The 25,227-nt window shown below is 36.6% G+C and carries 27 protein-coding genes and 1 other annotated feature; of the genes, 25 read left to right on the forward strand and 2 right to left on the reverse strand.

Annotation, left to right across the window (positions count from 1 at the left end):
• Positions 1 to 33 precede the first annotated feature (33 nt).
• Positions 34 to 378: a PH domain-containing protein gene (locus Q3V31_RS14460; RefSeq protein ID WP_000209534.1), complete on the reverse strand. Its 345-nt coding sequence runs from the start codon at positions 376 to 378 to the stop codon at positions 34 to 36.
• 236 nt (positions 379 to 614) lie between these two features.
• Positions 615 to 833: a binding site (T-box leader), on the forward strand.
• A gap of 40 nt (positions 834 to 873) precedes the next feature.
• Between Q3V31_RS14460 and alaS the strand changes: the two genes are divergently transcribed.
• From alaS to Q3V31_RS14520, 12 genes are all read left to right on the forward strand, one after another.
• The gene (alaS, locus tag Q3V31_RS14465) at positions 874 to 3,516 is read left to right on the forward strand and encodes an alanine--tRNA ligase (RefSeq protein ID WP_000811813.1); all 2,643 of its coding nucleotides are present in this window, start codon (positions 874 to 876) and stop codon (positions 3,514 to 3,516) included.
• A gap of 78 nt (positions 3,517 to 3,594) precedes the next feature.
• Positions 3,595 to 3,861 carry an IreB family regulatory phosphoprotein gene (locus tag Q3V31_RS14470; RefSeq protein WP_000348590.1) on the forward strand — a complete coding sequence of 89 codons (267 nt, stop codon included), beginning with the start codon at positions 3,595 to 3,597 and terminating at the stop codon, positions 3,859 to 3,861.
• A 3-nt stretch (positions 3,862 to 3,864) separates the two neighbouring features.
• The gene (ruvX, locus tag Q3V31_RS14475; RefSeq protein WP_001221201.1) at positions 3,865 to 4,278 is read left to right on the forward strand and encodes a Holliday junction resolvase RuvX; all 414 of its coding nucleotides are present in this window, start codon (positions 3,865 to 3,867) and stop codon (positions 4,276 to 4,278) included.
• A gap of 12 nt (positions 4,279 to 4,290) precedes the next feature.
• Positions 4,291 to 4,569, forward strand: a complete 279-nt coding sequence (locus tag Q3V31_RS14480) for a DUF1292 domain-containing protein (RefSeq protein ID WP_000392249.1) — start codon at positions 4,291 to 4,293, stop codon at positions 4,567 to 4,569.
• Positions 4,570 to 4,786: 217 nt separating this feature from the next.
• Positions 4,787 to 5,857: an endolytic transglycosylase MltG gene (mltG, locus tag Q3V31_RS14485; protein WP_000230077.1), complete on the forward strand. Its 1,071-nt coding sequence runs from the start codon at positions 4,787 to 4,789 to the stop codon at positions 5,855 to 5,857.
• A gap of 215 nt (positions 5,858 to 6,072) precedes the next feature.
• Positions 6,073 to 6,714: an O-methyltransferase gene (locus Q3V31_RS14490; protein WP_329765552.1), complete on the forward strand. Its 642-nt coding sequence runs from the start codon at positions 6,073 to 6,075 to the stop codon at positions 6,712 to 6,714.
• A 7-nt stretch (positions 6,715 to 6,721) separates the two neighbouring features.
• Positions 6,722 to 7,651 carry a peptidase U32 family protein gene (locus Q3V31_RS14495; protein ID WP_071734844.1) on the forward strand — a complete coding sequence of 310 codons (930 nt, stop codon included), beginning with the start codon at positions 6,722 to 6,724 and terminating at the stop codon, positions 7,649 to 7,651.
• An 18-nt stretch (positions 7,652 to 7,669) separates the two neighbouring features.
• Entirely contained in the window at positions 7,670 to 8,950 is a 1,281-nt protein-coding gene (locus Q3V31_RS14500) for a peptidase U32 family protein (protein ID WP_000217960.1), read from the forward strand.
• A 17-nt stretch (positions 8,951 to 8,967) separates the two neighbouring features.
• Complete coding sequence (gene udk, locus Q3V31_RS14505) at positions 8,968 to 9,606, forward strand: uridine kinase (protein WP_000537077.1); 639 nt, start codon at positions 8,968 to 8,970, stop codon at positions 9,604 to 9,606.
• Positions 9,607 to 9,884: 278 nt separating this feature from the next.
• Positions 9,885 to 10,361 carry a transcription elongation factor GreA gene (gene greA / locus Q3V31_RS14510; protein ID WP_000179964.1) on the forward strand — a complete coding sequence of 159 codons (477 nt, stop codon included), beginning with the start codon at positions 9,885 to 9,887 and terminating at the stop codon, positions 10,359 to 10,361.
• A 92-nt stretch (positions 10,362 to 10,453) separates the two neighbouring features.
• Positions 10,454 to 12,208 (forward strand): peptidoglycan D,D-transpeptidase FtsI family protein, encoded by a 1,755-nt coding sequence (locus Q3V31_RS14515; RefSeq protein WP_000695160.1) that lies wholly within the window; start codon positions 10,454 to 10,456, stop codon positions 12,206 to 12,208.
• 116 nt (positions 12,209 to 12,324) lie between these two features.
• Complete coding sequence (locus tag Q3V31_RS14520) at positions 12,325 to 12,972, forward strand: YrrS family protein (protein ID WP_000907115.1); 648 nt, start codon at positions 12,325 to 12,327, stop codon at positions 12,970 to 12,972.
• A 34-nt stretch (positions 12,973 to 13,006) separates the two neighbouring features.
• Here the strand turns inward: Q3V31_RS14520 and Q3V31_RS14525 are convergent, their stop codons facing one another.
• Positions 13,007 to 13,222, reverse strand: coding sequence for a YrzA family protein (locus Q3V31_RS14525; protein WP_000010984.1), 216 nt, complete (start codon positions 13,220 to 13,222; stop codon positions 13,007 to 13,009).
• Between the two features lie 136 nt (positions 13,223 to 13,358).
• Here Q3V31_RS14525 and Q3V31_RS14530 point away from each other — a divergent pair, with 136 nt between their 5' ends.
• The 13 genes from Q3V31_RS14530 to Q3V31_RS14590 all read left to right on the forward strand — a co-directional run bounded on the left by Q3V31_RS14530 (position 13,359) and on the right by Q3V31_RS14590 (position 25,202).
• Entirely contained in the window at positions 13,359 to 13,997 is a 639-nt protein-coding gene (locus Q3V31_RS14530; RefSeq protein WP_000536336.1) for a class I SAM-dependent DNA methyltransferase, read from the forward strand.
• Positions 13,998 to 14,011: 14 nt separating this feature from the next.
• Positions 14,012 to 14,707 (forward strand): 5'-methylthioadenosine/S-adenosylhomocysteine nucleosidase, encoded by a 696-nt coding sequence (gene mtnN, locus Q3V31_RS14535; protein ID WP_001217032.1) that lies wholly within the window; start codon positions 14,012 to 14,014, stop codon positions 14,705 to 14,707.
• A gap of 82 nt (positions 14,708 to 14,789) precedes the next feature.
• Entirely contained in the window at positions 14,790 to 15,713 is a 924-nt protein-coding gene (locus Q3V31_RS14540; protein WP_001103865.1) for an O-acetylserine dependent cystathionine beta-synthase, read from the forward strand.
• Between the two features lie 3 nt (positions 15,714 to 15,716).
• A complete protein-coding gene (locus Q3V31_RS14545; RefSeq protein WP_001201901.1) occupies positions 15,717 to 16,850 on the forward strand; it encodes a bifunctional cystathionine gamma-lyase/homocysteine desulfhydrase in 1,134 nt (377 codons plus the stop codon).
• A 260-nt stretch (positions 16,851 to 17,110) separates the two neighbouring features.
• Positions 17,111 to 19,714 (forward strand): bifunctional acetaldehyde-CoA/alcohol dehydrogenase, encoded by a 2,604-nt coding sequence (adhE, locus tag Q3V31_RS14550; RefSeq protein WP_016130274.1) that lies wholly within the window; start codon positions 17,111 to 17,113, stop codon positions 19,712 to 19,714.
• A gap of 126 nt (positions 19,715 to 19,840) precedes the next feature.
• A complete protein-coding gene (locus Q3V31_RS14555) occupies positions 19,841 to 20,077 on the forward strand; it encodes a YrhC family protein (RefSeq protein WP_000661439.1) in 237 nt (78 codons plus the stop codon).
• Between the two features lie 148 nt (positions 20,078 to 20,225).
• Entirely contained in the window at positions 20,226 to 21,173 is a 948-nt protein-coding gene (locus Q3V31_RS14560; protein WP_000748447.1) for a helical backbone metal receptor, read from the forward strand.
• A gap of 5 nt (positions 21,174 to 21,178) precedes the next feature.
• Positions 21,179 to 22,207, forward strand: coding sequence for a FecCD family ABC transporter permease (locus Q3V31_RS14565; RefSeq protein WP_002094405.1), 1,029 nt, complete (start codon positions 21,179 to 21,181; stop codon positions 22,205 to 22,207).
• A complete protein-coding gene (locus tag Q3V31_RS14570; RefSeq protein ID WP_000626523.1) occupies positions 22,194 to 23,012 on the forward strand; it encodes an ABC transporter ATP-binding protein in 819 nt (272 codons plus the stop codon). The genes Q3V31_RS14565 and Q3V31_RS14570 overlap by 14 nt, the downstream gene beginning before the upstream one ends.
• Positions 22,979 to 23,374 carry an ankyrin repeat domain-containing protein gene (locus Q3V31_RS14575; protein ID WP_001192768.1) on the forward strand — a complete coding sequence of 132 codons (396 nt, stop codon included), beginning with the start codon at positions 22,979 to 22,981 and terminating at the stop codon, positions 23,372 to 23,374. The genes Q3V31_RS14570 and Q3V31_RS14575 overlap by 34 nt, the downstream gene beginning before the upstream one ends.
• Positions 23,375 to 23,634: 260 nt before the next feature.
• Positions 23,635 to 24,183, forward strand: a complete 549-nt coding sequence (locus tag Q3V31_RS14580; protein ID WP_002077284.1) for a GNAT family N-acetyltransferase — start codon at positions 23,635 to 23,637, stop codon at positions 24,181 to 24,183.
• Positions 24,184 to 24,254: 71 nt separating this feature from the next.
• On the forward strand, positions 24,255 to 24,713 hold the full coding sequence (locus Q3V31_RS14585; protein WP_000276110.1) for a GNAT family N-acetyltransferase: 459 nt from the start codon (positions 24,255 to 24,257) through the stop codon (positions 24,711 to 24,713).
• Between the two features lie 111 nt (positions 24,714 to 24,824).
• Complete coding sequence (locus tag Q3V31_RS14590) at positions 24,825 to 25,202, forward strand: hotdog family protein (RefSeq protein ID WP_000025016.1); 378 nt, start codon at positions 24,825 to 24,827, stop codon at positions 25,200 to 25,202.
• Positions 25,203 to 25,227: the final 25 nt, after the last annotated feature.

Genomic DNA, 25,227 nt, shown 5'->3' on the forward strand with positions numbered 1-25,227 from the left:
CTCTATTTAAAAAATAGAGGGCTAATAATATGATTATTTAAGGAGTTGATCTTGTATTTTTTGAACCAGAGAGCTCATATCAGTTGTTTGAATATGTTTTATTCTTTTCCATTCCGTATCATACATAAATACAATTTGATTGCTGAAAAGCCGCTTTTGCTCTTTTAGATTAGAAATTTTTGCGAAAGAGTACTCTTCAAATATTGGGTTCTTGCTTACATCTGGTCCATAAAAGAAGAGCTTTTTGTTCGTTAAGATTAACAGTCCTGGCCTTGCGACGGAACGATATATAAATATATCTAATGAACATGCCGCATAAAAAAGGATTTTTTCATCAGTTGTTAACATTTCTTTAGCTTGATTCAATAAAGTTGTCATTGTAGTCGCTCCTTTATTGTTGATAATTTAATTATAACAAATGATGTAATATTTAGAAATTTGTATAAAGTATTTTTGTGAGGAGATTCCTATTTAGTAATAAATGCATAATATATTTAAAGGCTGTTAAGAATGAATAGTAGAATAACTATGAATAATGAGCAATTGATATAATATAAATGATTATCTACATTGACAAACTTAAGAGAATTCTATTATATTTAGTCATATAATACATTAAATCAATGACGGAACAAGTACGTTACAGTCCATTTGTAGAGAGAAGCTTCCACTGGCTGAAAGGAGCTTTAAATGAAGGGTAACAGAAAGCTAATCCTGAGAGCAGCTAATCACTGCCGTCTTGCCACGTTACGGCACCATGAGGTGATGAATTGATTGTTATAATAATCAATTCATAATTAGGGTGGTATCGCGAGTTAACTCTCGTCCCTTTTATAGGGGCGGGAGTTTTTTATATTTAAGGAGGAAAATACAATGAAACAACTAACAGGCGCACAAATTCGTCAAATGTTTTTAGACTTTTTCCAAGAAAAAGGACATGCAGTAGAACCTAGTGCATCACTAGTTCCACATGAAGATCCATCTCTTCTATGGATTAACAGTGGTGTAGCAACATTAAAAAAATATTTTGATGGACGCGTAATCCCGCAAAATCCACGTATTACAAATGCTCAAAAATCAATTCGTACAAACGATATTGAAAACGTAGGGAAAACAGCTCGTCACCATACATTCTTTGAAATGTTAGGGAACTTCTCAATCGGTGATTACTTCAAAGAAGAAGCAATTACTTGGGCTTGGGAATTCTTAACGAGCGACAAATGGATTGGATTCGATAAAGAATTACTATCAGTTACAATCCATCCGGAAGATGAAGAAGCATTTACAATTTGGAATGAGAAAATGGGTGTTCCAAAAGAGCGCATCATCCGTTTAGAAGAAAACTTCTGGGATATCGGTGAAGGGCCAAGTGGGCCGAATACAGAGATTTTCTATGATCGTGGTGAAGCTTACGGTAATGACTTTAGTGACCCAGAATTATATCCAGGCGGAGAAAACGAGCGTTACTTAGAAGTATGGAACCTTGTATTCTCTCAATTTAACCATAATCCAGACGGTTCATATACACCGCTTCCTAAGAAGAACATCGATACAGGGATGGGTTTAGAGCGTATGACATCTATCGTTCAAGATGTGCCTACGAACTTTGATACAGATCTATTCATGCCGATGATTGGTGCAACAGAATCAATTTCTGGTGAGAAGTATCGTAATGGTGACTTAGAAAAAGATATGGCATTTAAAGTAATTGCTGACCATATCCGTACAGTAACATTCGCTGTTGGTGATGGAGCACTTCCTTCTAATGAAGGCCGTGGTTATGTATTACGTCGTTTATTACGCCGCGCGGTTCGTTACTCGAAAAAATTAAACATTAACCGTCCATTCATGTTTGAATTAGTACCGGTTGTTGGAGAAGTAATGAAAGACTTCTATCCAGAAGTACTTGAAAAGAAAGATTTCATTGCGAAAGTTGTGAAAAACGAAGAAGAGCGTTTCCATGAAACACTTCATGACGGTGAAGCAATTTTAGCTGAAGTTATCACAAAAGCAAAAGAAGAAAAAACAACTGTTATTTCTGGAGTAGACGCGTTCCGTCTATATGACACATACGGTTTCCCAATTGAATTAACAGAAGAATATGCAGAAGAAGCTGGTATGACAGTTGATCAAGCAGGCTTTGAAAATGAAATGGAAAAACAACGTGAGCGTGCACGTGCTGCTCGTCAAGACGTTGATTCTATGCAAGTTCAAGGCGGTGTACTTGGTGAAGTTAAAGTAGCGAGCGAGTTTGTTGGTTACGGTACAGTTGCAACAGAAAGTAACGTTGTTGCACTTGTGAAAAATGGTGAGTATACAGATAGCTTACAAGCTGGTGAAGAAGGACAGTTAATGCTTGATGTAACGCCATTCTACGCTGAGAGCGGTGGACAAATTGCTGACCGTGGTTATCTTCTTACTGACGGTGTGAAAGTTCTTGTAAAAGACGTACAAAAAGCGCCAAATGGTCAGAACTTACACAAAGTTGTTGTTGAAGAGGGTACATTAACGAAAGATGCGGCTGTAAAAGCTGTTATTGATACGAAGAACCGTAGTAGCGTTGTGAAAAACCATACAGCAACTCATTTACTGCACCAAGCATTAAAAGACGTACTTGGAATGCATGTTAACCAAGCTGGTTCTCTTGTAACTTCTGAACGTTTACGCTTTGACTTCTCTCACTTCGGCCAAGTACAAGCTGACGAATTAGAAAAAATTGAGCGTATCGTAAACGAAAAAATTTGGGAAAGTATTGATGTTGAGATTTCTCAAAAAGCAATTGAAGAAGCGAAAGAAATGGGTGCAATGGCATTATTCGGTGAAAAATACGGAGATGTTGTACGCGTTGTACAAGTTGGCGGTTACAGCTTAGAGCTTTGCGGTGGTTGTCACGTTGATAACACAGCTTCTATCGGTATTTTCAAAATTGTTGCTGAGTCTGGTATCGGTGCAGGAACTCGCCGTATTGAAGCAGTAACAGGTAAGTCTGCATACGAATTAATGAACGATCAAGTAGGTTTATTAAAAGAAGCAGCAGGTAAAATGAAAACAAATCCAAAAGATATTTTAACAAGAGTTGATGGTTTATTTGCTGAAGTAAAACAACTTCAAAAAGAAAACGAATCTCTTGCTGCGAAATTAAGCAATATCGAAGCTGGAAACTTAACTGATTCAGTAATGACAGTTGATGGCGTGAACGTATTAGCGGCAAAAGTAAATGTTGCAGATATGAACAACTTACGTACAATGATGGATGATCTAAAAAATAAATTAGAGTCTGCAGTTGTTGTATTAGCGTCTGTAAGTGATGATAAAGTAAACATTTTAGCTGGCGTAACGAAAGATTTAATTAGCCAAGGTTACCATGCAGGTAAGCTTGTGAAAGAAGTGGCTTCTCGTTGTGGTGGCGGTGGTGGTGGCCGTCCTGATATGGCTCAAGCAGGCGGTAAAAACCCAGCTCAAGTTGAGGAAGCTTTAGCGTTTGTACAAGAGTACGTTAAATCTGTTTCAAAATAAAGAGATAGTAGTGTACAATGGTAGGGAGAGGAGAAGTTCTTCTCCCTATACTTACTACTTACAAGTGAGGTGCTTGAAATGGACGGTTTTGATAAAACAATGAAGTTTAGCATTCAAGATGAAAAACAGAGTGTCCATGTAAATGATGTACTTTTAACTGTGTATGATGCACTTCAAGAAAAAGGCTATAATCCGATTAACCAAATCGTCGGTTATTTATTAAGTGGAGACCCAGCATACATACCTCGCCATAAAGATGCTCGAAGCATCATTCGCAAGCTTGAACGTGATGAGTTAATTGAAGAGCTTGTGAAGTCTTACTTGAAACATCATCGTGAGGAGTAGTTTATGCGGATATTAGGTTTAGATGTAGGTACAAAAACAGTCGGAGTTGCAATGAGCGATGAAATGGGCTGGACAGCACAAGGGCTGGAAACAATTAAGATTAACGAAGAACGAGGTCATTTTGGTTTTGACCGTATTTCTGAGTTAGTAAAACAGTATGGTGTGGACAAAATAGTAGTAGGTTTACCTAAAAATATGAATGGTACAATTGGTCCGCGTGGTGAAGCGTGCCAGCAATTTGCAGAAAACCTACGAGAGCTGTTACAATTAGACGTTGTAATGTGGGACGAGCGTTTGTCGACGATGGCAGCGGAACGTCTGCTCATTTCAGCTGATGTAAGCCGTAAGAAGCGAAAGCAAGTAATCGATAAGATGGCTGCAGTCGTAATCTTACAAGGATTTTTAGATAGTAAATAAGAGGTGACCAAAATGGAAGAAAATCAAATTACAATTGTAGACGAAAAAGGTAACGAACATTTATGTGAGATTGTTTTCACTTTTGATGCTGAAAAGTTTGGCAAAAAATCATACGTAGTCTTCTCTCCAATCGGTGAAGTAGACGAAGATGGAGACCAAATTTATGATGCAATGGCTTATGAGCAAAATGAAGAAGAGGGCGGAACTTTACTTCCAATCGAATCTGAAGAAGAGTGGGAAATGGTACAAGAAATGTTCAACACTCTTGCTGATGAGCAAGAAGCAGAATAATAGTACTGAAAAGATGGACGACATACAGTCCATCTTTTTTTATATGTAAAATGAAAGATTTTTTGTCGAAACTGTGTAAGTCTTTGTAGTATAATGAGACGGATTGTAGAAAAATAAAATATCTATCTAAAAAAGATAAATAAATTTATTGTGTTTTTATATCGTATTGTATAGAAATATGTACATACGGTCTACAATTGAATAAGGAGGAAGAGTTTTGGTAGAGAATCAAGTGAAAAAGAAGCGTAGACGCATTTTTTTATTTTCGATTATTGCATTGCTCTTAGTTTGTGGTTCAGTCTATGCATATATTTCATCGGCATTAGGACCAGTTGATAGCGAGAATAAAAAAGAGATTGAAGTAGAGATCCCAAAAGGATCATCTACAAGTAAAATTGGTGAAATTTTAGAAGAAAAAGGTGCTGTGAAAAACGGTACAGTTTTTAGTTTTTATACAAAGGCTAAATCGAAAAGTTTACAAGCAGGTACATATTTATTAAATCCTTCGATGAATGCTAAAGATGTTATCGAACAAATGTCATCCGGTAACGTGCATCGTCCAGCTCTTTATAAAGTAACGATTAAAGAAGGGGCGCAAGTAACTGAAATTGCAGAAGTGATTGCGGCAGAATTAAAGTGGAATAAAGATGATGTTGTGCGTCAATTAAACGATAAAGCATTTATTCAAAAAATGCAGCAAAAGTATCCGAAGTTATTGACTGATAAAATTTTTGATAGCAATATTAAATATCCATTAGAAGGCTATCTATATCCAGCGACGTATTCTTTCTATAAAAAAGATACAACGTTAGAAGAAATCGTAATTCCAATGCTTGAGAAAACGAATGCAATTATTGTTCAAAACGAGGCAAAAATGAAAGCGAAAAACTGGGATGTTCATCAGCTTTTAACATTGTCTTCACTTATTGAAGAAGAGGCAACGGGCTTTACAGATCGTCAAAAGATCTCTAGTGTTTTCTATAATCGTTTAGCAAAAGGTATGCCACTTCAAACAGATCCGACAGTGTTATACGCGCTTGGAAAGCATAAACAACGCGTATTATATGAGGATTTAAAAGTAAACTCACCGTACAATACGTATGTTGTGAAAGGATTGCCAGTTGGGCCGATTGCAAACTCAGGGAAACATTCAGTGGAAGCGGCGTTAGAGCCTGCGCAAACAGAGTATTATTATTTCTTAGCTGCACCAAGTGGTGAAGTGTATTATGCGAAAACATTAGAAGAACATAATGCATTAAAGCAAAAATATATTACGAAAAAACAGTGAAACGGGGAGGGATAGCGAAAAAGGTCGCACATCCCTCTTTTTTGTGGTAAAATATATCGGGTTAAAAACTGGCAGAAGAATCGTTTTTAATATCAAAACGGGACGTACAAGCTAAGGGTGAAGCTGGCTTGTATTTTTATTGCATTCTATGTGTGAAAAGACAAAGATTGACGCGTCATAGAGGCACTTCTCCATGTAAATAAGGAGGACCAATTATGGAGGATGCAGTTAACGAGTACCTATTATCATTTATTGATCCAAAAGATAAATTAATTCTTGAAATGGAAGAGTATGCAACAGAAAACCATGTGCCGATTATGGATCGACTTGGAATGGAATTTATGCTGCAATTTTTACGTTTAATTGGGCCGAAAAGCATTTTAGAACTTGGAACAGCAATCGGTTATTCTAGTATTCGTATGATGGAAGCTATTCCAAATTCACGTATTGTGACAGTAGAGCGCAATCGTGAACGATATGAAAAGGCACTTGAATATATAGAACGTTCTCCAGTAACAGATCGCATTTCTGTTATTTACGGTGATGCTTTAGAAACAGGCGAACAAGTGAAAGAACATGGAACATTTGATATTATTTTTATTGATGCAGCGAAAGGGCAATATCGTCGCTTTTTTGACTTATATGAACCGTTATTAAATCCTGGTGGCGTAATTATTTCAGATAATGTTATGTATCATGGTCTTGTAACGACAAAAGAGAAAATTGAAAATAGACGTACACGTGGTTTGATTCGTCGTATTAAGACGTACAATGAATGGCTTATGAACCATGAAGGATATGATACAACGATTTTCCCGATTGGTGATGGAGTGGCTGTAAGTAAAAAGAAAGGGTGACAAAGGTATGAAGAAACCTGAATTGTTAATAACGCCTAGAGCAGTGGCGGATATCGAACCTCTTGCAAAAGCAGGAGCAGATGCAGTAATGATCGGTGAACAAAAGTTTGGTTTACGTTTAGCAGGGGAATTTTCACGTGAAGATGTAAAACAAGCTGTTAAAATTGCACATGAAAATGGTGTGAAAGCATACGTTGCAATGAATGCGATGTTCCACAATGATAAAGTAGAAGAATTAACAGACTACGTTGCATTTTTAAATGAGATAAATGTAGATGCGATTGTTTTCGGAGATCCAGCGGTATTAATGGCTGTTCGTGAAGTTGCACCAAACATGAAGTTGCACTGGAATACAGAAACGACAGCAACAAACTGGTTTACTTGTAACTATTGGGGGCAAAGAGGGGCGAAACGAGCTGTATTAGCTCGTGAACTTAGCTTAGATGAAATTGTTGAATTAAAAGAAAATGCGGAAGTGGAACTTGAAGTGCAAATTCACGGTATGACTTGCATGTTCCAATCAAAGCGTTCATTAGTAGGAAACTACTTTGAGTATCAAGGTCGTAATCTCGACATTGAAAAGAAAAAGTATGAAGAGAATATGTTCTTGTACGATCCAGAGCGTAATAATAAATATCCAATTTATGAAGATGAAAATGGTACTCACATTATGAGTCCGAACGATATTTGTTTCATTGATGAGTTAGAGGAACTAATCGACGCTGAAGTGGATAGCTTAAAAATTGATGGTGTCCTAAAAAGTTCTGAATACATTATTGAGGTAACAAAGAAATATCGTAAAGCAATTGATTTATGTGTAGAAGATCGTGATGCGTATTATGACGTGAAAGACGATTTATATAAAGAGATAGAAGAAATGCAACCAGTAAATCGTCCATTAGATACAGGATTCTTCTTTAAAGAGACGGTTTACTAAACGAGGAGGGTGTAGGAAATGACTGTACAAGAAATTTCACGAGTGATCGATGGCAAACGCGTTATTGTGAAGAAACCTGAACTGTTAATCCCTGCGGGTAACTTAGAAAAATTAAAAGTAGCTATCCATTATGGGGCAGATGCTGTATATTTAGGTGGACAAGAATTTGGTCTTCGTTCGAATGCAGGTAACTTTACGCTGGAAGACATGGCAGAAGGCGTTGAATTTGCAAAGAAATATGGAGCGAAAATATATGTAACAACAAATATTTTTGCACATAATGAAAATATGGACGGGCTAGAGGAATATTTAAAAGGGATTGAAAAAGCTGGCGTAACGGGAATTATCGTTGCTGATCCGCTTATTATTGAGACATGTAAACGTGTAGCACCTTCTGTTGAGGTGCATTTAAGTACACAACAATCGCTATCCAACTGGAAAGCAGCACAGTATTGGAAAGAAGAAGGTTTACATCGTCTTGTATTAGCTCGTGAAGCAAGCTATGAAGAGATGAAAGAAATTAAGGACAAAGTGGATATTGAAATTGAAGCATTCGTCCATGGTGCAATGTGTATCGCATATTCAGGAAGATGTACATTAAGTAACCATATGACAGCGCGTGACTCTAACCGTGGTGGTTGTTGTCAATCTTGTCGCTGGGACTATGATTTAGTTCAAACGGTATCACAACATAAAGATGCAAAAGAGCTTCCTTTATTCCAAGAAGAAGATGCTCACTTTGCGATGAGTCCAAAAGATTTAAATTTAATTTTATCAATTCCGAAAATGATTGAAATTGGAATTGATAGCTTAAAAGTTGAAGGACGTATGAAATCTATCCATTACGTAGCGACTGTGGCAACTGTATATCGTAAAGTAATTGATGCGTATTGTGCGGATCCGGATAACTTTGAGTTTAAACAAGAGTGGTTAGATGAGCTTGATAAATGTGCAAATCGTGACACAGCTCCTGCATTCTTTGAAGGGGTTCCAGGACATCAAGAGCAAATGTTTGGAAATCATAGTAAGAAAACAACGTATGATTTTGCTGGTTTAGTGTTAGATTATAATGAAGAAACGGGCATCGTAACGCTTGAGCAACGTAATCACTTCAAACCAGGACATGAAGTGGAGTTCTTTGGACCAGAAATAGAAAACTTTACGCAGACGGTGGAGAAAATTTGGGATGAGGATGGAAACGAATTAGATGCAGCGAGACATCCGTTGCAAATCGTGAAATTCAAAGTGGATCAACCAGTGTATGTGAATAATATGATGCGCAAAAACATACTTCAATAAGAAAGAGTGGTAGTCGAATGGGGACGAATAAGCCTGTTGTAATTGGAATCGCTGGTGGTTCAGGATCAGGAAAAACAAGTGTAACGAAAGCGATTTTTGACCATTTTAAAGGTCATTCCATTTTAATCTTGGAGCAAGATTATTATTACAAAGATCAAAGCCATTTACCAATGGAAGAGCGTTTAAAAACAAATTATGATCATCCGCTTGCGTTTGATAATGATCTGTTAATTGAACATTTGCAGCAGTTGCTTGCATATGAGCAAATTGATAAGCCTGTATATGACTATACATTGCATACGCGTTCAGAAGAAATTATTCCAGTTGAGCCGAAAGATGTAATCATTTTAGAAGGAATTCTTATTTTAGAAGACCCACGTCTTTGTGAGTTAATGGACATTAAGCTATTCGTTGATACAGACGCGGATCTTCGTATTTTACGCCGCATGCAGCGTGATATTGAAGAGCGTGGTCGTACGATGGATTCAGTTATTGATCAATACGTAACTGTTGTACGTCCAATGCACAATCAATTTATTGAGCCTTCTAAGAAATTTGCGGATATTATTATCCCTGAAGGTGGACAAAACCATGTTGCAATTGATATTATGGTGACAAAAATTGCAACAATTCTTGAACAAAAAGTAAATTTGTAATAGCATAGTAAAAGATATACGATAGGAAGGGATTTTTTCCCTTCCTATCGAATACAATGAAACATGCAACCTCATCTATATATAGGTGAGGGCATATTTATATCAACTTTCCATACATATCTTCTTTATATAAAGAAGAATTGGGAATACGGGGTTGTATGTGACAACTCCGCTAGTGCAAGCGTACTAGAAACCTCCGCTACACATATAAGTGGGGGAGTTTTCATATGGAACTCCTCTTTTTTTCAGGGGATTGGTATATAAAAGGAGTGGAAAATATGGCAACAGAAAAAACATACCCAATGACGCAAGAGGGTAAGCAAAAGCTAGAGAACGAACTTGAGGATTTAAAAACGGTAAAACGTAAAGAGGTTGTAGAGCGCATTAAGATTGCACGTAGCTTCGGAGATCTTTCTGAGAACTCTGAGTACGATGCAGCAAAAGATGAGCAAGCGTTCGTAGAAGGACGTATTACACAATTAGAAAACATGATTCGTAACGCAGTTATCATCACAGATAACGGTGAAGAATCTACAGTTGTTACATTAGGTAAAACAGTAACATTTAAAGAGTTACCAGGTGGAGATGAAGAATCTTACACAATCGTAGGTAGCGCAGAAGCAGATCCATTTGAAGGAAGAATTTCTAACGATTCTCCAATCGCAAAAAGTTTATTAGGTAAGCAAATTGGTGAGAAGGTAGCAATTCAAACACCAGGTGGAGAAATGCAAGTAGAGATTATCTCTGTAAAATAACGTAAAAATCACTCGTGTAAAAACGGGTGATTTTTTTATTTGTATAAAAGATGAAACACCTCGTCTAAACTACATGAGACGAGGTGTTTTTTATGAAAATAAAACGGAGAATTACAGTTGTTTTAATTTGTTTTATGAGTGTAATGTTTTTACTACTTTGTCGCTTAATCCAAATACAGATTTTAGATACGGAATCATTTACTGACCAAAATATCAATTTAATTGAAAAAAGTGTTACGCAGCGAACGCAATCACTTACAGTAGATAATGGAAGAGGGCACTTTACAGATCGAAATGGTAAGGAAATCGGTGAAGAGAAATATCCAGTTCTAATTATTTTTCCATTTTTACAAATAAAAAATGACATGTTAGAGAAAATTTCGCATATCATTGGTTTGTCGAGACAAGAGATAAGACTGCAAATGAAAAGTAAGAATAAAGCATTTATATTACAAAGGGGGAATATCCCATTTCAATTAACGGTTGAGCAGATGGAGAAGGTAAATCAGTTAGATACTTTAGGCATTGTAGCAGCAGAAGCTCGATTGAAGCAAACGGGAGAGGTAAATCATTTAATTGGTGATGTGGGAGAGAATGAACAGGAATTTCAAAAGCGCTATGGAGAAATGAAAAAACTTTCGGAACAAACGCCAATTGGTATTTCCGGATTGCAACAATCATTTGATGAATTTTTACTTACTGATGGAGAAGCAAAAGTACTATATCAAGTGGATCGGCAAGGAGAGCCGATTTTCGGGAAGCAGGCAAAATACACTTCACCAGGAAATCCATTTTATCCAGTTACTATTCAAACAACGTTACATAAAACGTTGCAACGGCAAGCTGAACAGATTATAAATGAAAACGGAATAAAAAAAGGTGGATTAGTATTACTAGACATAAAAAATAGTGAAGTTTTAGCAATGGTAAGTAAGCCATCTTTACAGATGAATGATAGGAGCGCATACAAAGCAACACTGGAAAATCAAATGTTAACTCCTCATTTTCCTGGATCTGTTTTTAAAACAGTAGTTGCAGCGGCGGCAATTGATCAAAATTTGGTGCGATTTAACCGTGTATTTAACTGTAATACGGATTTATACGGTGAAAATCTTCCACAAGTTATGATGGGGTCATTAAACTTTAAGGAAAGCTTTGCTAGAAGCTGTAATCGAACGTTTGCTGTATTAGGTGATGAACTAATGCAAAAGGATAGGGATGTGTTAGAAACGTATTTAGGGGCCTTAGGAGCAAGTAAGAAGGTAGGGTGGAAAGGTTCGGTATTTCATACATCGGAATTTGAGCAATTACCAGAAGAAAAGAATGCTGTAATTTGGAGAAGTGAAGAAAATAAAGTTAGTAGAAAAGCCATTGCTCAAACGATGATTGGACAAAAAGATGTACGCGTGTCGCCTCTAGCTATAGCGAATATGATGGCGACAATTGCTAGAGATGGAGAGAAGTTGGAAGTGAAAGCTGTAAAAAAAATAGTGTATAAAAATGGAACCGACTTTTTTACATTTGAAAATCATGAATTAACTGGGAAACAGCTTTCTTATGAAACGGTGAAAAAGCTACAAGAATTATTAAGAGGTGTTGTAACGACGGAGAAAGGAACGGGAACAGTGTTCCGTTCGTTACCACTAAATGTTGCCGGAAAATCTGGAACGGCACAAACAGGAAAAGGAGAAAAGGTGAATCGCTGGTTTGCAGGTTATTTTCCATATGAAAATCCAAGGTATGCTTTAGTTGTAGTTGATATAGAAACAGATAGTAACAAAAATGTAGTTACACCCGTTTTTACAGAGCTGGTAGAAGCAATTCATAGATTAGAAAATGAAAAGTAATCTTGCAATTATTTATGAAATGTTTTCATTTCGTGAAAATATTATTGTAAATGTTCAACCTTTCTAGATTTAATGTTACAATAGCAAGTATGAAAAACTGCATGGAGGTTTGAAGAATGGCAGGAGGATCTAGATTCCAACAGAAACAACAAAAACGTCGTCAAAACGGTGTTTTAAATATTGCAATCGCTATTGTATTAGTAGCAGTAGCTATTGTGGCATATCAATTGTTTGTTCCTGAAACAAAAGAGCAAGCGTCTTCTAGTGATAAAAAAGTAGCTCAGCAAACAACAAAAGAGAATAAAGCTGAGAAAGCTAAAGGTAAAGAAGAGACGAAGAAGAACGAGCAAGAGAAGGCAGAAGCTAAGAAGAAGGAAGAAGAGAAGCAAAAGGCTGAAGAAGAACAGAAAAAAGCTGAAGAAGAAGCGAAAGCTAACGAGAAAGTACCAGCTGAAAAAACACAGCCAAAGGCAACCGATGCTTATACGAAATCTTCTTGGAAGCCAGTAGGTACAGAGCAAGGCGCAACACCTGCGATGACGTTTAAAAAAGGTACAGCAGATTGGAATGAGATGAATCAAGCAATTTCCGCTGCAATTGACGTTCCAGTAGAGCAATTAGTTATTCATAGAATCGGAAATAACGGTAAGAATAAAGCTTACGGTAACGTACAAGATAAACAATCAGGTAAAAAATATTATGTAAATATTGATTGGGTAGACAATGAAGGCTGGAAACCAGTACTTGTTCAAACTCTAAACTAAAAAAGAGAAGCTCTTATGAGCTTCTCTTTTTTAGTTAGCGTAATTTTTTTAATTTAAAATGAACAACCGCGCTATAATATGGTCTTTTGCTTTCCGGATCCATAACCATTTGATGCGAGATGTGATGAACCTCAAGCATAAGTGCTTTATTATTATCGATTTGTTCACTAATTTTTCGTTCTAAAGAAGCTAAGTCTCCCGCTTCAAAAAACTCTACTTTATCTTCTAACATTTCAAAGGTAAATGACACGAAGACGACCCCTCTCCTATGTAATCACCTATAGTGTAACAAAGAAAAGAAGGAAATACCATGTACATTTCAATTGACATTTTTAGAAAGAGGGCATATTATACTGATAAAACCGATAAGAAAAAGGGGAATTTTTATGGGGACAGAATTTAATGGTTTATTTGATGAGTGGGCTCATACGTACGACTCATTCGTACAAGGTGAAGATATACAATATAAAGAAGTTTTCGCCCGTTATGAGGACATTTTAGAGGATGTAGTTAACAAGTCATTTGGTAACGTATTAGAATTTGGTGTTGGTACTGGCAATTTAACAAATAAATTATTACTTGCTGGTCGTACAGTTTACGGTATAGAACCGTCACGCGAAATGCGCATGATTGCTAAAGAAAAATTGCCGCAAAAATTTTCAATTACAGAAGGTGATTTTCTTTCATTCGAAGTTCCAAATTCAATTGATACCATTGTGAGCACCTATGCATTTCATCATTTAACAGATGAAGAAAAAGACGTAGCGATTGCGAAGTATAGTCAATTGCTAAACAAAGGTGGTAAAATAGTGTTTGCTGATACAATATTTGCAGATCAAGATGCATATGATAAAACTGTTGAAACAGCAAAACAAAGAGGTTTTCATCAGTTAGCAAACGATTTGCAAACAGAATACTATACACGTATTCCTATCATGCAATCTATTTTTGAAAACAATGGCTTCCATGTAACGTTCACGAGATTAAATCATTTCGTTTGGGTAATGGAGGCAACTAAGCAATAGAAAGAGGGATTAGATTGAGAATTGCTGTAATTGGAGCAATGGAAGAAGAAGTACGTATTTTACGTGACAAACTAGAACAAGCAGAAACAGAAACTGTTGCAGGTTGTGAATTTACGAAAGGGCTATTAGCAGGACATGAAGTAATCTTGTTAAAGTCTGGTATTGGTAAAGTAAACGCAGCGATGTCAACGACGATTTTATTAGAAAGATATAAGCCTGAAAAAGTAATTAATACTGGTTCAGCTGGTGGATTCCATCACTCTTTAAATGTTGGAGATGTGGTTATTTCAACAGAAGTTCGTCACCATGACGTAGATGTAACAGCATTTAACTATGAATATGGTCAAGTGCCAGGAATGCCGCCTGGATTTAAAGCTGATGACGCATTAGTTGCATTAGCTGAGAAATGTATGCAGGCAGAAGAAAATATTCAAGTTGTAAAAGGTATGATTGCAACAGGCGATTCATTTATGAGTGATCCGAACCGCGTTGCGGCAATTCGTGATAAATTTGAAGATCTTTATGCAGTAGAAATGGAAGCAGCAGCTGTTGCACAAGTATGCCACCAATATGAAGTTCCGTTTGTTATTATTCGTGCACTTTCTGATATTGCTGGTAAAGAATCAAATGTTTCATTTGATCAATTTTTAGATCAAGCAGCTCTTCATTCTACAAACTTTATCGTAAAAGTACTAGAAGAGTTAAAGTAATGTAACAAAAAGGCAACTGTCTCATATAAAGAAAATACATACAGTTGCCTTTTCTTTATTGGCAAATAAGGGGGAGAACACGATGAATGTATATCGTGGCGTTCATGAATTGATTGGTCATACACCAATTGTAGAAATTACTCGTTTTTCACTTCCAGAAGGAGTCCGTTTATTTGCAAAGCTTGAATTTTACAACCCAGGCGGAAGCGTTAAGGATCGTTTAGGAAGAGAATTAATCGAAGATGCGTTAGAAAAAGGGCTTGTTACCCAGGGCGGAACAATTATTGAACCGACGGCTGGAAATACTGGCATTGGACTGGCACTTGCAGCGTTAGAACATGATTTACGTGTCATCGTTTGTGTACCAGAGAAATTTAGTATTGAAAAGCAAGAATTAATGAAAGCGCTAGGTGCAACGGTTGTGCATACACCGACTGAGCAAGGAATGACCGGCGCAATTGCAAAGGCAAAAGAATTAGTAAAGGAAATACCAAATTCATACTCTCCAAGTCAGTTTGCGAATGAAGCAAACCCTCGTGCTTATTTTAAAACGCTAGGACCTGAACTTTGGTCGGCACTGAATGGAGAGATTAACATATTTGTTGCAGGGGCAGGAACTGGCGGTACGTTTATGGGAACTGCATCTTATTTGAAAGAGAAAAACATTGATATTAAAACGGTTATTGTAGAACCAGAAGGCTCTATTTTAAATGGCGGTAAAGCTGGTTCACATGAAACAGAAGGAATTGGTCTTGAATTCATTCCACCATTTTTAAAAACATCTTATTTTGATGAAATTCATACGATTTCTGATCGACATGCATTTTTACGAGTGAAAGAATTGGCGCAAAAGGAAGGCCTTCTTGTTGGAAGCTCTTCAGGAGCAGCATTTCATGCGAGCTTACTTGAGGCAGAGAAAGCAACACCAGGTACAAATATTGTAACGATTTTTCCTGATAGTAGTGAGCGCTATTTAAGCAAAGACATATACAAAGGATGGGAATAGAAAATGAGAGCAAAGACAAAATTAATTCATGGTATTCGCATAGGAGAACCTTCAACTGGATCTGTAAACGTACCGATCTATCAAACAAGTACGTACAAACAAGAAGCAGTTGGTAAGCATCAAGGATATGAATATTCACGTACAGGCAACCCAACACGTGCAGCTTTAGAAGAAATGATTGCTGTATTAGAAAACGGTCATGCTGGATTTGCATTTGGCTCAGGAATGGCTGCTATTACAGCAACTATTATGCTATTCTCAAAAGGTGACCACGTTATTTTAACAGATGATGTTTATGGCGGAACATACCGCGTGATTACAAAAATACTAAATCGTTTCGGCATTGAGCATACATTTGTAGATACAACAAACCTAGAGGAAGTTGTAGAAGCAATTCGCCCAAATACGAAAGCAATTTATGTAGAAACACCAACGAATCCATTACTAAAAATTACTGATATTAAGAAAATATCTACTCTTGCTAAAGAAAACGATTTATTAACAATTATTGATAACACATTCATGACGCCATATTGGCAGTCGCCAATTTCTTTAGGAGCAGACATTGTACTTCATAGTGCAACGAAATATTTAGGAGGTCATAGTGACGTAGTTGCAGGCCTAGTCGTTGTAAATAGCCCACAACTAGCAGAAGATCTTCATTTCGTGCAAAACTCAACAGGAGGTATTCTTGGACCACAAGATAGCTTCCTACTACTTCGCGGTTTAAAAACGTTAGGAATTCGTATGGAAGAGCATGAAATAAATTCACGCGCAATTGCTGAGTTTTTAAATAACCATCCAAAAGTAAATAAAGTATATTATCCAGGTCTTGAATCACATCAAAATCACGAATTAGCAACAGAACAGGCGAATGGATTTGGTGCAATCATCTCATTTGATGTAGACAGTGAGGAAACGTTAAATAGAGTACTTGAGAAGTTACAGTACTTCACACTTGCTGAAAGTTTAGGAGCAGTAGAAAGTTTAATTTCTATCCCGTCTCAAATGACACATGCATCAATCCCAGCAGATCGCCGTAAAGAATTAGGAATTACAGATACATTAATTCGAATCTCTGTTGGTATTGAAGATGGAGAAGATTTAATTGAAGATTTGGCACAAGCACTAGCATAATAAAAATGCACTGCTAATATAGAGCAGTGCATTTTTATTATGTTAATTTGTGAAATATTTCACAAATTAGACATACACAAATGAAATGATTTCATGTATATTGAATTCATGAAATGTTATTCACGAACAAACTTGTGAAATGTTTCACAAACAATGGGATTCATGTAGGACGGTAACTCTATTTTTTTTCGCTAATCGGGACTTATTATGACCTATAGGGACTTATAAAGACCGTGATAACAGAATAGGAGGAAATTTACATGGTAGTCAAAGAGAAAGTTGTAAATGAAATGCAAGAGGTAAAAGAGATGATTGATACGTTAGTAAATAACGGTCAAGAAGCTTTACAAGCATTAGAAAGTTTTACACAAGAGCAGATTGACAACATTGTTCATGAAATGGCACTAGCAGGTGTTGATCAACATATGCCGCTTGCGAAATTGGCTGTTGAAGAAACGGGCCGTGGTGTCTATGAAGACAAATGTATAAAAAATATTTTTGCCACTGAATATATTTGGCATAGTATAAAGAAAGATAAAACGGTAGGAATTATTCATGAAGATCCTCATGAAGAAGTAATAGAAATTGCAGAACCTGTCGGTGTAGTAGCTGGGGTAACGCCTGTAACGAACCCAACGTCGACAACAATGTTTAAAGCGTTAATCGCGATAAAAACGAGAAATCCAATTATTTTCGCATTTCATCCTTCTGCACAAAATTGTTCCGTTGCAGCGGCGAAAACAGTATATGATGCAGCAGTGAAGGCCGGTGCACCAAAGCATTGTATTCAATGGATTGAAAGACCTTCTGTGGAAGCAACGAAACAATTAATGAACCATGATGGTGTCGCGCTCGTTCTAGCAACTGGAGGGGCTGGTATGGTGAAATCGGCTTATTCTACTGGTAAACCAGCACTTGGTGTAGGTCCTGGTAATGTACCGTGTTATATAGAGAAATCAGCACATGTAAAACGAGCTGTTAATGATTTAATTTTATCGAAAACATTTGATAACGGTATGATTTGTGCATCGGAACAGGCAATCATTATCGATAAAGAAATTTATGATGATGTTAAAACAGAAATGATTGCAAATAATTGTTACTTTGTAACAGAGGAAGAGAGAAAGAAATTAGAAAAGCTTGTTATTAATGAAAATACATGTGCAGTAAATAGTGATATTGTTGGGAAATCAGCACAGTATATTGCTGAATTAGTAGGAATTACTGTACCTGAACATACAAAAATGCTTGTAGCTGAAATTAAAGGTATCGGGGCAGCATATCCACTATCTCGTGAGAAACTGAGCCCAGTGTTAGCTTGTGTAAAAGCAAATTCATTAGAAGAAGGATTTACATATTGCGAAGAAATGTTAGAGCTTGGTGGCCTAGGGCATTCAGCGGTTATCCATTCTACAAATAAAGAAGTACAAAAACAATTTGGGTTACGTATGAAAGCCTGTCGTCTCATTGTAAATGCACCTTCATCACAAGGTGGAATCGGTGATATATATAATGGATTTATTCCATCACTTACGCTTGGTTGTGGCTCCTACGGGAAAAACTCAGTTTCCCAAAACGTAACGGCGACTCATTTATTAAATATAAAAAGGTTGGCAAATAGAAAAAAGAATATGCAGTGGTTCAAATTACCACCCAAAATTTATTTTGAAAAACATGCGACAGCATATTTAGCAAACATGCCTAACATTTCCCGCGCATTTATTGTAACGGATCCAGGGATGGTTGAGCACGGTTATGTAGATACAGTTACACACTATTTACGTAAGCATGCAAATGATGTGAAAGTTGAAGTTTTCTTTGAAGTTGAGCCAGATCCATCAGATGAAACTGTGTTTAAAGGTGCGGAAATGATGAGAAGTTTTAAGCCAGATGTAATTATCGCACTTGGTGGTGGTTCTGCTATGGATGCAGCGAAAGGGATGTGGCTTTTCTATGAGCATCCAGAAACAACATTCTATGGCATTAAACAAAAGTTTTTAGATATAAGAAAACGTACATGTAAATATCCGGAATTAGGAAATAAAGCGCAGTTTGTTGCTATTCCAACAACATCAGGAACAGGGTCAGAAGTGACACCATTTGCGGTTATTACAGATAAGAAAAATAATATAAAGTATCCGCTCGCAGATTATGAATTAACACCAGATGTAGCGATTGTTGATCCGCAATTTGTAATGACAGTACCACCTCATGTAACAGCAGACACTGGTATGGACGTATTAACGCATGCAATCGAGGCGTATGTGTCTGTTCTGGCAAATGACTATACAGATGGATTAGCATTAAAAGCAATTGATCTCGTCTTTAAATATTTACCAAGAGCGTATAAAGACGGAAATGACGCAGAAGCACGAGAAAAAATGCATAACGCTTCCGCAATCGCAGGAATGGCATTTGCAAATGCATTCCTAGGTATTAATCACAGTTTAGCACATAAAATTGGGCCAGAATTCCATATTCCGCATGGGCGTGCGAATGCAATTCTTATGCCGCATGTAGTTCGTTATAATGCTATTAAGCCAAGAAAACACGCATTGTTCCCAAAATATGAGCATTTTGTGGCTGATGAACGCTATGCACATATTGCGAGAATGCTCGGGCTTCCAGCAAGCTCAAAAGCGGAAGGTGTGGAATCACTCGTCCAAGCAATTATTGAGCTTGGAAAAAGCTTAAATATAAATATGAGTATTGCAGGACAAGGAGTTGCTAAAGACCAATTTGAAGAGGTTGTTGCATTATTAGCAGAAAGAGCTTTTGAAGATCAATGTACAACAGCTAATCCAAAATTACCGCTCATTTCAGAGCTGAAAGAAATCTATATGGAAGCATATAAAGGCGTATAATAGATAAAAAAGAGCCGCGAGTAAGCGGCTCTTTTTTACTTTGGAAAACATCTCCCAGATTGGTTCTATTTACTTGTCTTTAAGCTTGATAGAATGTGATAAAGTGAGGATGGGAGTGATAAGCAGATGAAAGAATTACAAGAAAAAATAGCAGATTATACCCGGTTTGCACAAGTACTTTTAGCTATAAGTACATTTTTAATGATCGGTTTATTAATTCCAAGTGGAATTAAAAGTATGGTACAGTCTTTTGTTATGATGGGAAGTATTATTGTATTTTTAGTTCTTTCTTTTTTCTTCTTTAAGCGTGTTAAAGCGATGCGTGACCAATTAGAGGAGAGCGAATATGAAGAAAATTGTTAAATAGGGCGCTACGAAAAGAAGAAATCTTTTTGTAGCGTTTTTTTGTTTTTTGTAGAAAATGTATGCGTTTCATGTTGACAATGATAATCCTTATCAATTAAAGTAGAATAGTAGTCAATGATTATCATTATCAATTAGAGGTGGAAGAATGAAAAAATCTATTACGCTGTTCACAGCGATCTTATCTATTTTTTTCTTGTTAATAGGTTGCAGTGCAAAGGAAAACGAAAAAGCATCTGCAACAAAAACAGAAAAAGGAACAGACAAAATCGAAATTACCGATCTCTCAAAAAGAAAGGTAACATTCAATAAAGTTCCTGAAAGTTTTGCAACGTTGAGTATGGGGGACTTGGATATTATTCACGCTTTAGGTGGGAAAATAGTAGGTCGTCCTGATACAAAATTAACTCTCCCAGAGGAATTAAAGAAAGCACAAGTAATCGGAAATGCACATCAACCGAATTTTGAGCAAATTGCTAGTTTAAAACCGGATGTACTTGTTGCTAATAATGGATTCCAAAAGAACATTCCAACGGTCGAAGGACAAGGAACAAAAGTAATCATTTCTTCAGCCAATTCTGTAAAAGATATTCAAAAGAGTATTGAAATGTATGGAACAGTAATGAAGAAAGAAGATAAAGCAAAAGAACTTAATCAAAAAATTAATGATCAAATGAAGCAATATGAGAAAAAGAGTGACGTTAAAGCATTGCTGGTATATGGAGCACCAGGCACTTATTTAGCAGCGTTACCAACATCTCTGTCAGGTGATATTTTAGAAAAAACGGGCGGTAAAAATATTGCAGCTGGTTTTCCAGAAATGAAAGAATATCCGCAATATGCACAGCTAAGTGTAGAACGCATTATTGAGGCGAACCCAGATGTAATTTATTTAATTACACATGGAGATCCAAATAGTGTGAAAAAAGCATTTGAAGGCGAAATGATGAAAAATGAAGCGTGGAAAAATTTAGATGCAGTCAAACAAAATCGTGTTGTTATTTTGCCGCCAGATTTATTTGGATCAAATCCTGGAACAAAAGTAACAGAAGCAATGGACTTTATGTATAAAAGTATACAAGATGTAAGGAAATGATGAGTATGGAGAGTAGTGAAGCAGTAAGAGAAAAGGAACATCCTTTTGCGAAAAAAAGATGGGTAACAGCAGTTACTTTAGTTGTATTAACGATTCTAGGTCTTTTTTATGGTCTTTTCGCAGGAAGTTTATCCTTTTCTTTAGGAGACATTCTAACAGGGATACAAGATGAAGGTTCGACAGTTCATCGAATTGTATGGGATCTTCGTATACCCAGAGTGCTCGTTGGGTTTATTGTAGGAACATGTTTAGCAGCCTCGGGAGCATTACTGCAAGGGGTTATGAGAAACCCTCTTGCAGACCCTGGCATTATCGGGGTTTCATCCGGAGCAGGTCTTGTAGCAATTGTAATTATGATTCTATTTCCTCAGCATATGGCTTTTTTACCGCTAGGAGCATTTTTAGGTGCGTTCATAACAGCGATGGTTATTTATGCTTTATCATGGCAAAAAGGGGCACCACCTTCAAGAATCGTCTTAGTAGGTGTATCAATCAATGCATTAATTGGTGCAGCAACGTCAGCATTAATGTTATTACATAGTGATAAAGTACAATCTGTGTTACCGTGGTTAGCTGGTGGCATTGGTGGTGTAAGTTGGGCGCATTTAAACATGATTATTTATTATGCAATATTCGCTATTATATTGGCTCTCTTTGGCATTAAGCATATTCGAGTATTAATGCTAGGAGATGAAATGGCAAAATTATTAGGGCATAACGTGGAGAGAAGTCGGTTTTATTTAATAGTAGTAAGTACATTGTTAGCTGGAATTGCGGTTAGTGTTTCCGGACTTATTGGATTTGTCGGTCTTGTTGTACCACATATGTTACGTTTATTAGTTGGAAATGACTATAAATATTTACTGCCATTATCATGCCTTGGCGGAGGGATATTACTTGTTTTCGCGGATGCGATAGCTCGAAGTTGGTTCGATCCAATCGAATTGCCTGTTGGTATTTTATTGTCCTTCTTGGGTGGTCCGTTCTTCTTATATTTAATTCATAGAGGAGGAAAACAACGTGATTTCCGTTAACAAAGTGTTTTACGCACATTCTGAAAGATTTCAAATGCAAAATATGAATGTACATATTAAAGCTGGAGAAATCGTTAGTTTAATCGGTCCGAATGGATCGGGGAAATCTACTTTGCTTCGTTTAATAGCAAGGCTACTTAAACAAAGCGAAGGAGATATCATTTTAGATGGGGAAAATATTCATACGATGAAGAGTGTGGATGTAGCGAAGCAATTAGCGATGTTACCACAAATGCATGATCATCAATTAGATTTAACAGTGAAAGAGTTAATACAGTTCGGAAGAGGCCCCCATAAATCATGGAGTGGTCGCTTAAATGAAGAAGATGAAGAAATTGTTGATTGGGCATTGTCTGTTACAAATCTTGCAGGGTATGAATATCGCCTTTTGCAATCTTTATCAGGAGGAGAAAGACAACGTGCTTGGATTGCGATGACGCTAGCACAACGTACAAATGTCTTATTATTAGATGAACCAACAACCTTTTTGGATATCGTTCACCAGTTGGAAGTAATGGAACTTGTGAAACGATTAAACGAGGAGTTTGGTATGACAATTATAATGGTTTTACATGACATTAACCAAGCGGCTCAATATAGTGATCGTTTACTCGTATTAAAGCGAGGGAAGCTTCAGTATGACGGTATACCAGAAGAAGTGTTATGTCATGAAATGTTCCAACATGTATTTGGCATAGAAGTAGATATTTTTCAAGGAAGCGACAAGCCATTTTTTACACCGAAACGAATTTCTAAAAAAGGAGCAGAGCGATGCAAACAGAAGAACGTATTACCACTGAATTAGTAAGAGAATTTGTTATGGCAGCTCATGGAGATCTAGAAAGGGTACAGGAGCTTTTGTTCGAATCACCTAGCTTACTTCATGCTTCTTATAATTGGGGTGGTTCAGATTGGGAAAGTGCGTTAGGAGCAGCAGCACATGTAGGTCGTAAAGACATTGCTCTTTATTTACTAGAAAAGGGTGCTCGGATGGATATTTTCGCAGCGGCTATGCTTGGAGAGTTAGAAGTCGTACAAGCTATTTTAGTGGCACAACCAGAAGCATTACGTGCATCTGGCCCACATGGTATTTCCCTTCTTCAACATGCTCGAATGGGTGGAGAAAAAGCACAGCGTGTATTTGAGTACTTAACGGTGCTCTCTTAATAACCGTTAAAGTTCTTATGTGCGGTAAACTTTTCACTTTCATATAATTGGAAAGTTTACCGCCCGTTAGAACGGGATAAGTATCTAGTATATTTGAAAATCCTACACCCCCCTCAGTTGTAGTTTTCTTTTTGCTAGTTATGATATGGATGCAGTAGGCACTCTTTTGTCTACTGCTTTTTTTTGATATAATACACCTTTATAAGACTGAATTTTCTTTCTTTTATAAATTAGTTAACATTTATATAGTTTGAAATATATTGATATGTAATAAGGTTCAAAATGATGGGAGTGAGTTAAAAGTGTTCCATACAGATCGCTTACAATTTCGTAAATATACAAGGGATGATTTATCGTTTTATGCGTCTTTATGGGGGAATGAGAAGGTAATGCGCTATATTGGAAATGGGACGTTAAAAACATATATGCAATGTAAAAAAAGTTTGGAGGAGTGGGTGCTTCCGAATTATAAAAATGGTCTTGGTTTATTTGTAATGATTGAAAAGGAAACAGGGATACGAATTGGTCATGCAGGGCTTGTCAAGCAGAAGGTAGATGGAAAAGAGGAAATTGAGATTGGCTATTGGCTACTTCCTAAGTACTGGGGGAAAGGGTATGCGAAAGAGGCAGCGGCGGCATTTCGAGACTATGGTTTTCAAGCATTACAAATGAATAAATTAATTTCACTTATTAATCCGAACCACCCAGCTTCAATATTTGTAGCTAGAAAAACAGGACTTAGCTATGAAAAAACAACTGCATTTCATGGGATTGATGTCTTAGTTTATTCTATTAAGAGAGTTGGATGAAAAAGTTCAATTTTTTAAAGGTAAAATATACTTTTTGAAGAATGGTATATAAAAATAAAAGGAGGGATTACGTGTATATTTATCATAATGGACTAATTATTCGTGAAGGAACGAATGGAGTGCCAGCCTATGCAATTAAAACATTATTTGAAGATGCTGGTTGGAGTAATGATAATATCCCTTCTTGGCAAATTGAAAAATTTTCGATAGCATTTGAAAATTCAACATGGGCTTTCACAATTTGGGATGAAGAAGAGATGGTCGCGATGGTTAGAGTGATTTCTGATCAAATCATGGTTGCTAACATAGTAAATTTAGTTGTGAAGTATGAGTATAGAGGGAAAGGATTAGGTAAGAAACTGGTAGCTCTTTGTTTGCAAAAGCTTCCTCATGGTGATTGGTTTGCACATACAGCCGCTACCAATTTTGATTTTTATAGAAGTTGTGGTTTTGAAGTAAGAGAGTTATCAAGAAATGGGACATGTGCGTACTACGGGTATCAAGTAGCAAAAAAGGATGGACACCGATAAACTTATAAGGTAGTGAAGAAAAAGGATTGCTATTTTAATAATATAAACTGAATTGAGACTCATTTTATGATAAAATAAAAGAAAATTCAGTTTATTAAACGGGGGATAAAAATGAGTATAAAAGTTGGGGAAGTATTTAAATACGAAAGAAGATTTACTGAGGAAGAAGTTTTCGAATTTGCAAATATTACAGGTGATAAAGGGAGACATCATATGGAATATGATGAGAATGGACGATTAATGGTTCATGGTTTATTGACTGCTAGCATTGGAACGAAAGTAGGCGAAGAGTTACATTACATAGCAAGAGAATTAGTAAGTGAGTTTATTAGACCAGTTTTTACAGGGGATACGATTACTTGTGAATTAACTTTAACAAATATTGAGCAAATGGAAGGGTATAAAAAAGTTTCAATCGAGTCAGTTTATCGCAACCAACATGAAAAGACTGTGCTAGTTGGGACGAGTTATGGAATTATAAGGGAATGAAAAAAGAAGCCTGTTATGAGACAGG

The organism is Bacillus nitratireducens (genome assembly GCF_036320425.1).
Lineage (GTDB): Bacteria > Bacillota > Bacilli > Bacillales > Bacillaceae_G > Bacillus_A > Bacillus_A nitratireducens.

Excerpts from the sequence above, each read along its gene's own strand:
- Q3V31_RS14545 (WP_001201901.1), top strand. The coding sequence starts at position 15,717 with ATGAGAGCAAAGACAAAATTAATTCATGGTATTCGCATAGGAGAACCT.
- Q3V31_RS14575 (WP_001192768.1), top strand. The coding sequence starts at position 22,979 with ATGCAAACAGAAGAACGTATTACCACTGAATTAGTAAGAGAATTTGTT.
- Q3V31_RS14480 (WP_000392249.1), top strand. The coding sequence starts at position 4,291 with ATGGAAGAAAATCAAATTACAATTGTAGACGAAAAAGGTAACGAACAT.
- Q3V31_RS14590 (WP_000025016.1), top strand. The coding sequence starts at position 24,825 with ATGAGTATAAAAGTTGGGGAAGTATTTAAATACGAAAGAAGATTTACT.
- Q3V31_RS14500 (WP_000217960.1), top strand. The coding sequence starts at position 7,670 with ATGACTGTACAAGAAATTTCACGAGTGATCGATGGCAAACGCGTTATT.
- Q3V31_RS14460 (WP_000209534.1), bottom strand. The coding sequence starts at position 378 with ATGACAACTTTATTGAATCAAGCTAAAGAAATGTTAACAACTGATGAA.
- Q3V31_RS14470 (WP_000348590.1), top strand. The coding sequence starts at position 3,595 with ATGGACGGTTTTGATAAAACAATGAAGTTTAGCATTCAAGATGAAAAA.
- greA (WP_000179964.1), top strand. The coding sequence starts at position 9,885 with ATGGCAACAGAAAAAACATACCCAATGACGCAAGAGGGTAAGCAAAAG.
- Q3V31_RS14540 (WP_001103865.1), top strand. The coding sequence starts at position 14,790 with ATGAATGTATATCGTGGCGTTCATGAATTGATTGGTCATACACCAATT.
- Q3V31_RS14530 (WP_000536336.1), top strand. The coding sequence starts at position 13,359 with ATGGGGACAGAATTTAATGGTTTATTTGATGAGTGGGCTCATACGTAC.
- udk (WP_000537077.1), top strand. The coding sequence starts at position 8,968 with ATGGGGACGAATAAGCCTGTTGTAATTGGAATCGCTGGTGGTTCAGGA.
- Q3V31_RS14560 (WP_000748447.1), top strand. The coding sequence starts at position 20,226 with ATGAAAAAATCTATTACGCTGTTCACAGCGATCTTATCTATTTTTTTC.
- adhE (WP_016130274.1), top strand. The coding sequence starts at position 17,111 with ATGGTAGTCAAAGAGAAAGTTGTAAATGAAATGCAAGAGGTAAAAGAG.
- Q3V31_RS14495 (WP_071734844.1), top strand. The coding sequence starts at position 6,722 with ATGAAGAAACCTGAATTGTTAATAACGCCTAGAGCAGTGGCGGATATC.
- Q3V31_RS14515 (WP_000695160.1), top strand. The coding sequence starts at position 10,454 with ATGAAAATAAAACGGAGAATTACAGTTGTTTTAATTTGTTTTATGAGT.
- ruvX (WP_001221201.1), top strand. The coding sequence starts at position 3,865 with ATGCGGATATTAGGTTTAGATGTAGGTACAAAAACAGTCGGAGTTGCA.
- Q3V31_RS14555 (WP_000661439.1), top strand. The coding sequence starts at position 19,841 with ATGAAAGAATTACAAGAAAAAATAGCAGATTATACCCGGTTTGCACAA.
- Q3V31_RS14490 (WP_329765552.1), top strand. The coding sequence starts at position 6,073 with ATGGAGGATGCAGTTAACGAGTACCTATTATCATTTATTGATCCAAAA.
- Q3V31_RS14520 (WP_000907115.1), top strand. The coding sequence starts at position 12,325 with ATGGCAGGAGGATCTAGATTCCAACAGAAACAACAAAAACGTCGTCAA.
- alaS (WP_000811813.1), top strand. The coding sequence starts at position 874 with ATGAAACAACTAACAGGCGCACAAATTCGTCAAATGTTTTTAGACTTT.
- Q3V31_RS14565 (WP_002094405.1), top strand. The coding sequence starts at position 21,179 with ATGGAGAGTAGTGAAGCAGTAAGAGAAAAGGAACATCCTTTTGCGAAA.